This is a genomic window from Streptomyces sp. NPDC050161, from assembly GCF_044460025.1.
In the GTDB taxonomy this organism is placed as follows: Bacteria; Actinomycetota; Actinomycetes; order Streptomycetales; family Streptomycetaceae; genus Streptomyces.
In genome coordinates, this window is sequence record NZ_JBITJM010000002.1 from 520,185 (window position 1) to 533,827 (window position 13,643).

16 protein-coding genes are annotated in these 13,643 nt (G+C 70.5%); 5 read left to right on the plus strand and 11 right to left on the minus strand.

The window, feature by feature from the left end; all coding sequences use genetic code 11:
• The first annotated feature begins 103 nt into the window (after positions 1-103).
• Positions 104-1,882, plus strand: a complete 1,779-nt coding sequence (leuA, locus tag ACIBK8_RS05445; RefSeq protein ID WP_393680173.1) for a 2-isopropylmalate synthase — start codon at positions 104-106, stop codon at positions 1,880-1,882.
• 370 nt (positions 1,883-2,252) lie between these two features.
• The gene (locus tag ACIBK8_RS05450) at positions 2,253-2,954 is read left to right on the plus strand and encodes a TerB family tellurite resistance protein (RefSeq protein WP_393680349.1); all 702 of its coding nucleotides are present in this window, start codon (positions 2,253-2,255) and stop codon (positions 2,952-2,954) included.
• A gap of 45 nt (positions 2,955-2,999) precedes the next feature.
• On the opposite strand, the gene ACIBK8_RS05455 is transcribed toward ACIBK8_RS05450, so the two are convergent.
• From ACIBK8_RS05455 to ACIBK8_RS05500, 10 genes are all read right to left on the minus strand, one after another.
• Positions 3,000-3,854, minus strand: a complete 855-nt coding sequence (locus ACIBK8_RS05455) for a hypothetical protein (RefSeq protein WP_399040220.1) — start codon at positions 3,852-3,854, stop codon at positions 3,000-3,002.
• A 209-nt stretch (positions 3,855-4,063) separates the two neighbouring features.
• Positions 4,064-5,287, minus strand: a complete 1,224-nt coding sequence (locus ACIBK8_RS05460) for a cytochrome P450 (RefSeq protein ID WP_399040222.1) — start codon at positions 5,285-5,287, stop codon at positions 4,064-4,066.
• The gene (locus tag ACIBK8_RS05465) at positions 5,212-6,675 is read right to left on the minus strand and encodes a cytochrome P450 (protein ID WP_399040224.1); all 1,464 of its coding nucleotides are present in this window, start codon (positions 6,673-6,675) and stop codon (positions 5,212-5,214) included. The genes ACIBK8_RS05460 and ACIBK8_RS05465 overlap by 76 nt, the downstream gene beginning before the upstream one ends.
• Positions 6,672-7,298 (minus strand): GTP-binding protein, encoded by a 627-nt coding sequence (locus ACIBK8_RS05470; protein WP_399040225.1) that lies wholly within the window; start codon positions 7,296-7,298, stop codon positions 6,672-6,674. The genes ACIBK8_RS05465 and ACIBK8_RS05470 overlap by 4 nt, the downstream gene beginning before the upstream one ends.
• Positions 7,273-7,632: a DUF742 domain-containing protein gene (locus ACIBK8_RS05475; RefSeq protein ID WP_393680166.1), complete on the minus strand. Its 360-nt coding sequence runs from the start codon at positions 7,630-7,632 to the stop codon at positions 7,273-7,275. The genes ACIBK8_RS05470 and ACIBK8_RS05475 overlap by 26 nt, the downstream gene beginning before the upstream one ends.
• Entirely contained in the window at positions 7,629-8,057 is a 429-nt protein-coding gene (locus ACIBK8_RS05480) for a roadblock/LC7 domain-containing protein (protein WP_393680164.1), read from the minus strand. Before ACIBK8_RS05480 ends, ACIBK8_RS05475 begins: the two co-directional genes overlap by 4 nt.
• Positions 8,054-9,580, minus strand: coding sequence for an ATP-binding protein (locus ACIBK8_RS05485; protein WP_399040227.1), 1,527 nt, complete (start codon positions 9,578-9,580; stop codon positions 8,054-8,056). Before ACIBK8_RS05485 ends, ACIBK8_RS05480 begins: the two co-directional genes overlap by 4 nt.
• Before the next feature lie 295 nt (positions 9,581-9,875).
• Complete coding sequence (locus tag ACIBK8_RS05490) at positions 9,876-10,163, minus strand: DUF397 domain-containing protein (RefSeq protein ID WP_399040228.1); 288 nt, start codon at positions 10,161-10,163, stop codon at positions 9,876-9,878.
• Between the two features lie 158 nt (positions 10,164-10,321).
• A complete protein-coding gene (locus ACIBK8_RS05495) occupies positions 10,322-10,534 on the minus strand; it encodes a DUF397 domain-containing protein (protein WP_399040230.1) in 213 nt (70 codons plus the stop codon).
• On the minus strand, positions 10,516-11,361 hold the full coding sequence (locus tag ACIBK8_RS05500; RefSeq protein WP_399040231.1) for a helix-turn-helix domain-containing protein: 846 nt from the start codon (positions 11,359-11,361) through the stop codon (positions 10,516-10,518). Before ACIBK8_RS05500 ends, ACIBK8_RS05495 begins: the two co-directional genes overlap by 19 nt.
• A gap of 121 nt (positions 11,362-11,482) precedes the next feature.
• Between ACIBK8_RS05500 and ACIBK8_RS05505 the strand changes: the two genes are divergently transcribed.
• The 3 genes from ACIBK8_RS05505 to ACIBK8_RS05515 all read left to right on the plus strand — a co-directional run bounded on the left by ACIBK8_RS05505 (position 11,483) and on the right by ACIBK8_RS05515 (position 12,610).
• Positions 11,483-11,680, plus strand: coding sequence for a hypothetical protein (locus ACIBK8_RS05505; RefSeq protein WP_399040232.1), 198 nt, complete (start codon positions 11,483-11,485; stop codon positions 11,678-11,680).
• Complete coding sequence (locus tag ACIBK8_RS05510; RefSeq protein WP_399040233.1) at positions 11,677-11,901, plus strand: hypothetical protein; 225 nt, start codon at positions 11,677-11,679, stop codon at positions 11,899-11,901. The genes ACIBK8_RS05505 and ACIBK8_RS05510 overlap by 4 nt, the downstream gene beginning before the upstream one ends.
• Before the next feature lie 124 nt (positions 11,902-12,025).
• Positions 12,026-12,610 (plus strand): hypothetical protein, encoded by a 585-nt coding sequence (locus ACIBK8_RS05515; protein WP_399040235.1) that lies wholly within the window; start codon positions 12,026-12,028, stop codon positions 12,608-12,610.
• Positions 12,611-12,627: 17 nt separating this feature from the next.
• On the opposite strand, the gene ACIBK8_RS05520 is transcribed toward ACIBK8_RS05515, so the two are convergent.
• On the minus strand, positions 12,628-13,626 hold the full coding sequence (locus tag ACIBK8_RS05520) for a helix-turn-helix transcriptional regulator (protein ID WP_399040236.1): 999 nt from the start codon (positions 13,624-13,626) through the stop codon (positions 12,628-12,630).
• Positions 13,627-13,643: the final 17 nt, after the last annotated feature.

Below are 13,643 nucleotides of genomic sequence, written 5' to 3' on the forward strand. Positions count from 1 at the left end.
GAGGGCCTGTAGTCGTAGGCCGACCCCCTCCCCGCGGAGTTCGGTGCTGCGATATATCGCCCCGTCGGCCGGTCCAGCGGACACACGAGGAGCCCTACGCATCATGACGAACCCGTCGAGCCACGCCGAGAACACCGTCGGCCGCCCCACTCCGGTCACCAACGCCACCGCGCTGCAGAAGCCCTCCGGGATGCCGGTCCACAAGTACGGCCGCTACGAAGCCGTGGAGATCCCGGACCGCACCTGGCCCGACAACCGGATCACCAAGGCCCCCCGCTGGCTGTCGACGGACCTGCGGGACGGCAACCAGGCGCTGATCGACCCGATGTCGCCGGCCCGCAAGCGCGAGATGTTCGACCTGCTGGTGAAGATGGGCTACAAGGAGATCGAGGTCGGCTTCCCGTCGTCCGGCGAGACCGACTTCGCGTTCGTCCGGTCGATCATCGAAGAGGGTGCGATCCCCGATGACGTCACGATCTCCGTGCTGACGCAGGCGCGCGAGGAGCTGATCGAGCGGACCGTGGAGTCCCTGCGCGGCGCCCACCGGGCCACCGTCCACCTGTACAACGCCACCGCGCCCACCTTCCGCCGGGTCGTGTTCCGCGGCTCGAAGGAGCAGGTCAAGCAGATCGCGGTGGACGGTACGCGGCTGGTCATGGAGTACGCGGACAAGATCCTGGGCGACGAGACGATCTTCGGCTACCAGTACAGCCCGGAGATCTTCACCGACACCGAGCTGGACTTCGCACTGGAGGTCTGCGAAGCGGTCTGCGACGTCTGGCAGCCCGAGGAGGGCCGCGAGATCATCCTCAACCTGCCGGCCACCGTGGAGCGTTCGACGCCCTCCACGCACGCCGACCGCTTCGAGTGGATGTCGCGCCACCTGTCCCGGCGCGCGCACGTATGCCTGTCCGTGCACCCGCACAACGACCGCGGCACCGCGGTGGCCGCCGCCGAGCTGGCGGTCATGGCGGGCGCCGACCGCGTCGAGGGCTGCCTGTTCGGGCAGGGCGAGCGGACCGGCAACGTCGACCTGGTGACGCTGGGCATGAACCTCTTCTCGCAGGGCGTCGACCCGCAGATCGACTTCTCGCAGATCGACGAGATCCGCCGCACCAGCGAGTACTGCAACCAGATGGAGGTCCACCCGCGCCACCCCTACGCGGGCGACCTGGTCTACACCGCCTTCTCCGGCTCCCACCAGGACGCCATCAAGAAGGGCTTCGACGCCATGGAGGCCGAGGCAGCCGCCGCGGGCAGGACCGTGGACGAGATCGAGTGGGCGGTGCCGTACCTGCCCATCGACCCCAAGGACGTCGGCCGCTCCTACGAGGCGGTCATCCGCGTCAACTCGCAGTCCGGCAAGGGCGGTATCGCCTACGTGCTGAAGAACGACCACAAGCTGGACCTGCCGCGCCGGATGCAGATCGAGTTCTCCCGGACCATCCAGGAGAAGACCGACACGGAGGGCGGCGAGGTCACCCCGGCCGCCATCTGGGCCACCTTCCAGGACGAGTACCTGCCCACCCCGGACAACGCCTGGGGCCGGATCGCGCTGCGTTCCGCGCAGACCTCGACCACCAGCGAGGGCACCGACGCGCTGACCGTCGAGGCCGTGGTGGACGGCGCCGACACGGTCCTGACGGGATCGGGCAACGGCCCGCTGGCCGCCTTCATCGACTCGCTGCACGCCATCGACGCGGACGTCCGGGTCCTGGACTACGTCGAGCACACGATGAGCGAGGGCGCGGGCGCCCAGGCCGCCGCGTACGTCGAGTGCGCCATCGGCGACAAGGTCCTGTGGGGCGTCGGCATCGACGCGAACATCGTGCGTGCGTCCATCAAGGCCGTGGCCTCCGCGGTCAACCGCGCGGGACGCTGACCGTCCCGGAGGTCGGGCGCCGTGTGCGGGCGCCCGCCCTTCGGCCACTTTCCCGGTGCCCCGGTGCCGCATACGCCTCGCGTACGCGGCACCGGGGCACCGTGTCGTGCGGCCACCGACCCGTCCCCACCTGCCCGTACCCGCTTCCGGACGGCCGCCCCTCGCACCCGCCCGGCGCCGTCGGACGGCCGCCCGCAGCGGTCCGCGCGCGGGCGCACCCTTCGTCATTCGGCCAGTTGTCCGTTCGAGGTGCTGACGCCGCATCACGGATGTGGCTAACATCACGTCAATACGGCGACGTGGCCACGGTGTTACTTCCCGTGTCCTGAAGGCTGCGGGGGAGTTACGGAGGTCTGGCGTGAGGCACAAGATGTGTGTGCTGGGCGTGTGCACGTCCTGGCGTACCGTCGCCGATGGTGAGTTCTTCTGCCCCGACTGCGGCGGCGACCGCAACTACCTCCGCAGGACAGGACACCGGCGCCTGACCGTACTCGGCATCCCGCTGCTCTCCCGCGGCGCGGCCGACCCGGTCATCGAATGCTCCGCCTGCCACGGCCACTTCGGCCAGGACGCGCTGGACCACCCCACCACCGTGCGGCTCTCCGCGATGCTCCGCGACGCCGTGCACACCGTCACCCTCGCCGTACTCGCGGCCGGCGGCACGTCAGCCAAGGCGGTACGCGACACCGCCGTCGACACCGTCCGCGCGGCCGGCTTCGCGGACTCGTCCGAGGACCAGCTGCTCACCCTCCTCGCCGCGCTCGCCGCCGACACCGGGGCGCTCAGCGGCACCGTCGAGGCACTCGGCGCGGGCGACCGCCGTCCCCGCGGCGGCCTCGACCCCTGCGGCACGGCGCTCGCCATCGAACTGCACGCGTCCCTGGAGCCGCTGGCCCCGCATCTCGCCCCGGCGGGCCGCGAATCGCTGCTCCTCCAGGGGGCCCGCATCGCCCTCGCCGACGGCTCCTACACCCCCGCCGAACGCGAGGTGCTCGGCACCGTTGGCGCCGCCCTGAAGCTCTGCCCCGCCGACACCGACCGCCTGCTGGCGGCGGCCCGCACGCCGTCCTGACCGACGCGCACGGACCGTCCGGGCCGGACAGCGGGCCGCTGCGCTCTATGTGGTGGTGCAGACCACCTCGGCGATCAGGCTGCGGGGGACGTCATCCGAGTTCCTGAAGCGGACCTCCCAGCCCCCGCCGCCCGGCAGCGCGCGGGAGGAGGTGATGAGGGCGCGCGGGACGCCGGTGAAGGTGGACCGGCCGCCGCCTCCGCTGGCCACCTGGCCCGCCGGGCACGCGACCGTCGCGCTCGCATCCCGGCCCGGCTGCACCGTCACCAAGGCGCCCGCGTGCAGGGAGTGGGGAGCGGTGGAGCAGACGGCGTAGGCGGACACGCGTCGTAGTTCGCTCGTGTTGTTGACGGCTCGGACGAACCACTGGTTTGCCTGGCCAGGGGTGAGATTGGCGACGAGCAGGTCGGAGCCGTCGGGGCCGCTGACCCGGAAGCCGCCACCGCTGACCACATGTCCCTCGGGGCACGTCGCCGACGCGGGGCTGGTGGCCAGCGCCGGCACCTCCACCAGCGGGCCGTTGACGCGGACATGGGGCGTTTGCGTGCAGACGGCGAACGCGGCTGCCGTCCGTGGCACGCCGGACTCATTGCTGAAGTACGTCTGCCATCCGTTGCCGGAGGCCGCCGAGCCGTTGAGGAAGATCCCGCCGTCCTCGCTCACGCCGCCGCCCCCGCTGGGCTGCCGGCCCTCGGGGCAGCGGGCGATCGCGGTGCCGGTGGCGAAGGGCGGTACGACCACCGTCTCGCCCAGGACGCCGGAGTGGTCCAGCGGCGCCTTCGCCACGGCGGCGTGCCTGGCCGCAGGTTTGCCGCTGACTTGCGCGGCGGTGGTCGTCATGCCGGTGGTCAGGACCACGGCGGTGAGCGCCGCTGTCAGGGGGATCCGCCTGCTGCTCATCTCGGCCTCCACACAGTCACGACTGTCCGGAAGGGCTACCTGCCCGCTATGCCCTGAACAGATGCATTGTGCCGCTCGTGTGGGTTACCGGGGATTCGGTGTGAACTGCCCGGTGGGGCAGGGGTGTTGTCCTGAGGGGCGTGGGGGCGTGCGACAGCACCGGCCCCGCCGCCCGCGGAGGGCGTGGGGCCGGTGGCCGTACGGGCGGGTCAGCCGCGCGTCAGGTGGATGGGCAGGGTGCGGTAGCCGCAGACGATGAAGCCGCCGGAGGGCTCCAGGGTCGCCGGGGGAACGGCGAACTCCAGGTCGGGGAAGCGGTCGAAGAGCGCCGGGAGGGCGACCCTGGCCTCCATGCGGGCCAGCGGGGAGCCCAGGCAGCGGTGCACGCCGTAGCCGAAGCTGAGGTGCTCGACGTTGGGCCGCAGGATGTCGAACCCGGCGGCGGTGGCGCCGAATTGCTCCGGGTCGCGTCCGGTGCTCGCGATCGCGGGCAGGATCGCCTCGCCCTTGCGGATGGTCGGCCCGCCCGGGATGGCGATGTCATCGACGGCGAAGCGGAGCGGGAGGTTGGCGACGCTCGGGGACCAGCGCAGGGTCTCCTCGATGACGTCGTTCCAGGACGCCTTCCCGTCGCGCACCAGCTGGAGCTGGTCCGGGTGCGTCAGCAGGTTGTGCACCGCGTTGCCGATGAGGTTGACGGTGGTCTCGTGGCCGGCGATCAGGACCAGCAGGAGCGTGTCGATCAGCTCCTGCTCGCTCATCGTGTGGCCCTCGTCGTCCCGCTCGGACACCATCAGGCTGGTCAGGTCCTCGCCGGGCTGCCGTCGCTTCAACGCGACCAGGCCGCCCAGGAGTTCCTGGGTGGCCACCAGCGTGACCCCGGCCTCTTCCGGGTCGACGGTGGTCATGATGATCTCGGCGAGCCGGGCCAGCTCGGTGCGGGTGTCGCCCTCGGGGATGCCGAACAGCTCGCAGATGACCTGTAGGGGCAGCGGGTGCGCGAAACCGGCCCGCAGGTCGCAGGCGGTGCCGGCCGGTACCGCCGCGAGTCCGTCGAGCAGGGACGCGGTGATGCGCTCGACGGACGGCAGCATGGCTTCGGTGCGCCGGGCGGTGAAGGCGGGCGCGATCAGCTTGCGCAGCCGCCGGTGGTCGGCGCCGTACGCGGTGAACATGTTGCTGACGCCGACCCAGGTCTGGAGCCAGGTCTCGTGGTACTCGCCGCGCTGCCAGGCGGGCCAGTGCTCCCGCGCGTTCTTGGAGACCCGCGGGTCGGTCAGCAGCTCTTTGAGGAGGCTGTGGCTGGTGATCGCCCACGCCTCCGGTCCGTCGGGAAGCTGGACGCGGGTGGCGCGGCCTAGCTCGCGGAGGCGGTCTGCCTCTGCGTGGATATCGGATCCGGTCGGGTCGATGGCGACGAGCTGCTGTCCCATGGGGTGGCTCCTGCCTGATCGGGGGTGATGGGGGTGAAGCGGGCCGGAAGAGCTGCGAGAGCCCGTTGGAACCCGCCGGGCCGCCACTGCAACTGCTCTGCGGGAACAGAGAGTTCGATGTCGGAGAGCCAGGCGGTGAGTCGTTCGATCGCGGTGGTCGCGATCACCAGCGCGTGCCGCTGCACGGGACAGGCGTGCGGCCCCGCCGCCCAGGCCAGGTGCGCGCCGCTGCCCGAACCCTCACCGAGCGAGACCGTACCGAACTGGGTGTTGGCAGCCGCGTACGAGACCATCACCAGCTGTCCCGCGCGCACCCACGTGCCGTGGAAGAAGACGTCACGGCGCGCGTAGTGGGCGGAGTAGTTGGCCATCGGGGGGTCGTTCCACAGCACCTCGTTGATGGCGTCCTGCGCGGTCAGCGCGCCGCCGGACAGGGTGCTGTAGTAACGGTCGTCGGAGAGCATCCGGGACAGCGCGTTGCCGATGAGGTTGGCCAGCGGCTCGTTGCCCGCGGCCATGGTCACGACGATCTGCGCGATGACCTCGTCGTCGGACAGGCCGTTGAGGTGGTCGAGGAACCAGGAGGTGAGGTCGGGACCGCGCTGGTTCTTCTTCCGGGTGACCAGCTCCATGATGTACGCCGAGAACGCCGCGTCGGCCTTCGCGGCCTCCTCCGGCGTCGCCCCGTCCATCAGCCCGCCCATGGCCGCGATCAGCTGCTCGCCGTACTCGTCGGGCATACCGAAGAGGGTGTTGAACATCAGCAGCGGCAACTGCTGGGCGTACTCGGGGACGAGGTCCACCTCGCCGCGCGCGCCGAACTTCCGGATGAGGCGGTCCGCGGCCCGCCGCACCCGGGTGCGCAGTTCGTGCGGCTCGACGAGCTGGAAGCTGTCGGTGATGACCTGGCGCAGCCGCCGGTGCACGTCACCGTCGGCGAACAGGGCGTTGGGGCGCCAGCCCAGCATCGGCAGCACCGCCGAGTCGGGCGGCACGGTCGCCTGCCAGCTGCGGGAGTCCTTCGACCAGGTGGCGTCGTCGTTCAGCAGGTCGAGCGCGGCCCGGTAGTCGGTGACCAGCATGGCGGTCACGCCGGTGGCGATCTCCACGGGTGCCAGGGCACCGTACTGCCGCAGGTAGGCGTAGAAGCGGTGCGGGTCGGACGCGAACTCCGGGTCGTACAGCCGCACGAGCGAGTTCCGGTCGGTCCGCTCCATGGGGTGGCCGCCCTGTGCGGGGGCCTCCTGGGCGTAGCCGCCCTGGCCGATGGCGTCCTGGGTGTGGGCGTCCTGGCCGAAGGCGTCCGCAGGACCGGTGGCCGCGCCGCCGTGGGCGTGCGCGGGGCAGCCGGGCGGCGGGGTGGCGCCCGGCTGGTACGGGGAAGTCACGGGGTCTGGTTCTCCTGGGGCGTATGGGCGAGAACGTGGCCGACGAGCGCGATCAGCGCGTCGACGGACTGGTCACGGTCACGGGCGTCGCACATCACGAGTGGCGTATCGGGGTGCAGGTCGAGGGCGTCGCGCAGCGAGTGGATGTCGTGCTGCGGCGCGTCCGGGAAGGTGTTGACCGCGACGGCGTAGCGCAGCCCCGCCTCCTCGATGATGTCCATCACCTCGAACGAGTCCGCCAGGCGGCGGGTGTCCGCGAGGACCAGCGCCCCGAGTGCGCCGCGGGCGATGTCCTGCCACAGCGGCCGGAAGCGCTTCTGGCCCGGCGTGCCGAACAGGTACAGGACCAGGTCGCCGGGGAGCGTGAGCCGCCCGAAGTCGATGGCGACGGTGGTCGTGGTCTTCTCCCGCACCCCGGCGAGATCGTCGACGAGCGCGCCCGACTGCGTCATCACCTCTTCGGTGTGCAGCGGCGGCGTCTCCGACAGCGCACGGATGAGGGTGGTCTTCCCGACCCCGAACGGCCCTGCCACCAGGAGCTTGACCAGGGTCTGGTCGGCCCCGGACAGGTACATGCCGTCGGTGCCGGGGCCGCTGCTAGGACTTGAGAGAGCGGAGTCCATCGAGAACCCTCTCCAGGATCTGCCGGTCGAATTGCTCGGCTTCGGGTATGGGGACACGGGAGTGCAGGCGGCCGGCGTCGACGAGGTCGGCCACCAGCACCTTCACCACGCTGACGGGCAGGTGGAGATGGGCTGCGACCTCGGCCAGAGACAGGGCACCGGGCTGGAGCAGCTCCAGGATCCGGTGCTGTTCCGGCCGTACGTCACTGGTGATCGGCATCCCCGCACTGTGGAGCAGGGTGAGCCGGTCCAACGTGTTGCGGCTGGGCTGGGCGCGTCCGCCGGTCGCCAGATAGGCCGGTACGAGGCGCCTGCTGCTCTGGCGCGGGGTCATGCGGGGCTGCCGAGGTCCCGAGCCGGGCTGTTCATGACCTTGTTGCCGAGGGTCGTGACCTGGATCTGCATGTGGTGCGCGACGACTCCCATGTTGACCTCAGGTCCCGCGAAGACGGCCAGGCAGGTGTTCTCGCCCGAGGGGATGGCGAAGACCCAGCCCTGTTCGGACTCGATGACGGTCTGCCGCAGCTTGGCGTCGTCCTGTTCGGCGAACGCCGCGGTCACCGCGCGCCCCGCTCCCTGGAGTGCGGACATCATGGCGGCGACGCCTTCGGCGGCCTCACGCTTCAGGCCGGGCGACGCTCCCTCGATGAATCCGTCACCGGAGATCACGGCGGCGTGGATAACATGCGGCAGCTCCAGGAGAGGGGCCAGCACCCAGGACTTGTCCTCGGTGACACGGCGGCGGGTCGGGGTGTTCATGGCTGGGGGTTCCCTTCGGGGCTGCGAGGGGGTTCTGACTGGGCTGCGGCGCGGCCGGATTCGGTGCCTTGCTGGAGTGCGCCCCAGCGGGAGGCGGCCTCTTCCGGGGTGCGTTCGTGGACCGGCTCGGTGCGCGGCAGGCTCTGCTCCTGCTCGGCGGTCGGCTTACGGCGTCGCCTGCGCGGCAGTTCACCCTCGGCGGGCGGGTCGGCGGGCGCATCGGCGGGGCCGGGCTGTGCGGGCGCGGCGTGCGCGGGCGCGGCGGGCGCGGCGTGGGCCGGTGCCGCGTGCGACGGGGCGGCGTGTGAGGGTGCCGCGTGCGAAGGAGCGGCGTGGCTCGGCGCCGCGTGGGCGGGCGCGTGCGAGGCGGCGGGCGATGAGGCGCCGGTGGGCAGGACGGCGGACCGGTCCGTGGCGCCGGACCTGTGCGGCAGCGGGGCCATCACGGACATGGGCTGTCGGCTCTCGTCGAGGACGGTGAGAAGGGGGTCGCCCGGCACGTAGACCACGGCCCGCACCCCGCCGTACGGCGACGACTCGACGTGCACGCCGAAGCCGTACTGGCGCACCAGTTGGCCGGCCGCCGCGAAGCCGGAGCGCGGCGGGTCGCCGAGCTGGGTCAGCAGCACGTCGTCCTCGCCTGACAGCAGACTCATCGCGTGCGCGACCTCGTCGGCGTGCATGCCGACGCCGTAGTCGTCGATGATCACCGAGGCGCCGCGGTTGCCCTGCTGGAGGGTGACGGTGACGGGCAGTTCGCGGTGCGAGTGGTGCAGCGCGTTCGCCAGCAGCTCGGTGACGGTGATCGCCACCGGCTCGACGGCACGGGCGACGACGGCCACCGGGTCGCGCAGCTGGTTGCTGACCTGCACACGCTCGTAGCCGCGCAGCCGGGAGGCGGAGCCGACGACCAGTTCGGCGAGGTAGGAGTCCTCACGGGTCAGGCCGGGCCAGGCGCCGCACACCACACCGGTTGCCTGAATGCGCCGCAGCGCCTGCTCGTTGAGGAAGTCCGCGTTCAGCAGGTCCTGCGCGACGTCCGGGTCGTCATAGCGGTGCTGCATGTCCTGAAGCGCCGTCTGGAGGCGGTAGAGCAGCGCCTGAATGGTGGTGGTCGCACCGCGCAGCGTGGACTGGGCGGCGGCGTCCACGCGCAGCCGCTCCTTGCTGACCGCGTCGCGGATCTGTTCCAGTACGGCGGTCAGCGCGTGGTCGGTCTCGGAACCGGCGAACCGGGGGTCGAGCAACCCGCGTACGGGCACGTGCGGGTGGGCGATCGCGGTGGTGAGGTCCGGGATACGGGCGCCGGCGAGGTGCCGGATCTCCGCCTCGGTGGCTCGCAGCCTGGCGGTGAGTTCGGTGTTGCTGTGCACTGTGGCCGCGGCCTGTTCCTCGGACGCGGTCAGGCGCTCGGTGAGCCCGTTCCGCTGTGTCCGTGCTCGGAACAGGAAAACCGCCAGCACCACGGCGGCGGCCGATCCTGCACTGAGGCACCACAACAGCGCCTCCGGTATGGATGTCATCGGGATCCTCGTGGGGAACGGGGGCGGCCGGTCGTCACGGCGTCGAGCACTCGATGCCGCCGGAGCGGCCTCCGGTGGCATCGCGTGGAGCGGCCGATCATGTGACGGGATGCTACCGGCGTGTCGGCGCTTCGTGAGGGCCCGTACCTACGGTCGTCGGAGAAGTGCGGAAGGTCACGTTCCGTCCCTGTTGCGCGAAGGGGGCGCGATCCGGACACGGACCGGATGCGGACCGGACATGGTGAGGCCCCGTCACCCGGGGGTGGACGGGGCCTGGGTGGAGCAGCGACGCACCTCAGCCGCCCATGAACCCGTCCACCTTGACGGCCGTCACGAACGCCGACCAGTCGGTGGCGGGGAAGACGAGCGCGGGGCCGGTGGGGTTCTTGCTGTCGCGGACGGGGACGATGCCGGGGTGGTTGTCGGAGACCTCGATGCAGTTGTCCGAGGCGGCACTGCTGTAGGTGCTTTTGCGCCAGGAGGCGGCGTCAAGAAAGTCGTGGGCGACCTCGACGCAGTTGCCGCCGTTCTGATCGCTGTAGCTGCTCTTGTACCAGTGAGCGTTGCTCAGGTCGTAGCGCATTATTCGGTCCTCCGCCGTCGATTCGGTCAGGGCCAGGGACGCCTTCGCGGTACGGGGCGGCCCTGGGCGGATCGTAGGGCGAACCCGGCGGCTTCACCATCCAGGTCCCGGACACGATGAGGCCCCGTCACCCGGAGGCGGACGGGGCCGGATACGGCTCAGTGAGCGTCGAACCCGTCCACCTTCACGGCCGTCACGAACGCCGACCAGTCGGCGGCGGGGAAGACGAGCGCGGGGCCGGTGGGGTTCTTGCTGTCGCGGACGGGGACGATGTCGAGAAGATGGTCCGCGACCTCGACGCAGTTGCCGTTGTTGTGGTCGCTGTAGCTGCTCTTACGCCACTGGGCGGTGCTCAGGTCGTACTCGCGCATCGTTTGTAGTCCTCCGCCGCCGATTCGATCAGGGCCAGGGACGCCTCCGGCGACAGCGCGGCGGCCCTAATCAGATCGTAGTCCTGTTGTGCGCGCTTCACTATGGCCGGATCGTCCAGCAGATTCCCCGAATACACGCCTTCCGTATAGGCCGTTGGCGGAGCATCGTCGAACTCCATGAGCCTCAGCATCTTGCCCACCGATGGGTAGGGGCCCGCGGCGAACGGGAGGACCTGTACGAGGACCTTGTGCTCGCGTGCGGTTTGGGTGATGTGCCCCAACTGGGCGGCCATGACGGTTGGGCCGCCCACGGGGAGCCGCAGCACAGCCTCGTGCAGCACTGCCCAATACGTGGGGCGTGTAGCGCACCCGAGGATGACCGCCCGATCCGCTCGGGAGCGGACGTTCTCCTCGATCAACTCGTCTGCCGTGAACGGGCTGCCTGCACGCATGATTGCTCGTGTGTATGCCGAGGTCTGCAGCAGTCCCGGCACGACCATCGACTCGAACTCGCAGATCTTCGTCGCCAGCCGCTCCAGATCCGCCGCTGCCGTGAAGTAATCCGCATACCGCTTGTCATCGATCAGTTGTCGCCAGGTCCGCTCGAAAAAGCCCTCGGTTTGTAGAACTTCATCGATCCGAATCGCCACATCCAACTGCGGCTTGCGAATCGCCTGCTCGAACTGCCCGATATAGCCGCCGGAGACGAAAACCAGGGCCCCCAGGGCATCCTGCGTGAGACTCGCATTCTCCCTTCGCCGCTTCAGTTCCGCTCCGAAGAACTCCCAGGCGGCCTGTCGTTGACCACTCTGTGGACCTTTGGCCATGACCTACTCCCCTTGTCTGCGCGGCAGTTGCTGCCCGCCGCTCGTTGCGCAGCCTAGTTCCGTACCGGCACGCTGGGAATGCGAACGGGGAATATCCCAGCGAAAGTGTGGAGGGCGGCGGATGAACCGCACCAAGGAAGTTGAAGAAGCCACGAAGGAATTGGAGGAAGCGCTCGCCGGTGTCGGTATCGTGCTGCCGTCACTCGGCCCCGACATCGTCTCCTGCACGCATTTCTCACTGCCCCCGCTCGTCGAATTGGGCCGTTGCAACACCGAGGTGGCGCGACGGCTGGCGGCGGTGTTGCGGGAGAGGCGGTGACGGCGGGCCGGCCACCGCTGTGGACCTTCGCGGTGGACACCCGTACGGGGCGGGTCGGCAAGGTCATGGCGTACGACGGGCCCCGCCTCTGCCTGCGGCCGATCGGCGGCGGCAGGGAGTGGGACTGCCCGGCCGACGACGCCCGCCAGGCGACCGTCGCCGAACGCCTCAGCGCGGCCACCGCTTACCTGAACGCCCGCAGTAGGGGGGAGGTGGCCTGAGGCAGGTGGCGCTGCCGCGCGGTGATGCACGGCGGGGAGGTCGTTCACGGCAGTTGTGGCACCGTATATGGCCCTGACCTCCTGCGTCGTATTGCCGCACTTCAAAAGGACCACAAGGATCACTATGCGTATACGACGTGTCGTGCCGCTCTGTGCCGCCGCCGTTCTCGTCGCCGGTTGTTCCCAGGGCGAGGCCCGCGAGAGCGGGGAAACGGACGCCGTCTCAACGGAGTCGTCGACGTCTTCCGATCAGGACGAGACGGCATCGGGCGGAAGTGCCCCCGAGTGGAACCCCAAGAGAGCGTTGCAGCGGGCCGAGCGAGCGCTGCGCTATGACGACGATGACGGTTCGCATCCCGTACTCGTGGAGACCGAAGGGCCCTCTGTCACGACGGGGATGGCGAAGAAATTCACCGCGACGGGGAAGAGGCACTACCGCCTCGATATCACCTGCAACACCCAGGGCATCGGCGAACTCACTCTCACCTTGTCCCGTGGCGGTCACGAGCAGCCCTACGGAATCGCCTGCGGGGATAACCAAGCAGATCAGTTCAACATCCCGCCGGGCGAGCCGTTCACGGCCGCCATCGATCCGATCAAGGACGGCACCGGCCTGATCCTTTGGGAGCTGAACACTGTCGCGCCGGACAAGGTGCGTGGCTGCGACGACGACATCAAGAGCTGCGACGACTGGGACGAGGTGGCCTGACGCCGGTTCCCCCTCGGTCAGGTCCGGCGGGCGTGGGACGCGAGGCGGTCCGCGAACGCGATGACGAGGTCGCGGAGTTCATCGGGGCGCTCGATGACGAACGGCCGGTCGAGGGCGGCCAGTACCGGGGGCAGCCAGTCGAGCCGCTCCACCCGTAGGCGGACGTGCAGCCGGTGTGCGGTCGCCGGGGCTCCGCCCGGCACGGGCTCGTGCTCCGTCGGCTCTTCCAGGCTCGCGACGGCGGCGGGAAGGTGGGCGCGGATCTGCTCGGCCGTCCCGTGGATCCGCAAGATCACCTCGTGCCGGTACTCGGCCGCGGCGAACCCTGACAGCACGCGCTGTGCCGGATCGGGATCGGCGGGCGCATCGAACGAGCCGGGCAGGGTCCGCGCGTCTGCGATGCGGTCGAGCCGGAAGGTGCGGTCCTCGCCGATCCCGGGGTCCTTGCCCGTGACGTACCACCGGCCCGCATGGGCGACGATCCCGTACGCGTGCAGGGTGCGTTCGCTGCGCCGGGCGTCGCGGTCGGTGTATCTGATCGCGACGGGGCGGTGGTGGCGCACCGCGTCGGCGAGGGTGAGCAGGACCCCGGCGTCCGGGGTGGCGAACGCGCCGGGCCGCTCCGTGAAGGCGAGCGATTCCAGGAGCGTGTCGAGCCGGCGGGCGACGTGCCGGGGGAGCACCCGCCGGATCTTGGCCGACGCCGTTTCGCTCGCCGTGTGCCCCGCCGTCACCAACCCTGTCCGGCGGCCGGCGACCAGGCCGAGCAGTACGGCCAGCGCCTCGTCGTCGCTGAACATGAGCGGAGGCAGACGGTATCCGGGAGCGAGCCGGTACCCGCCGTAGCGCCCGCGCACCGACTCCACGGGCACGTCGAGGTCGGCCAGTTGGTCCACGTACCGCCGCACGGTGCGACCGTCGACGCCGAGCCGGTCGGCCAGTTCGGCCATCGTGCGCGTGCCGCCCGACTGAAGCAGTTCCAGGAGTGTCAGCACGCGGCCGGTGGGGCGAGGCATGTTCCCAACCTAACGCG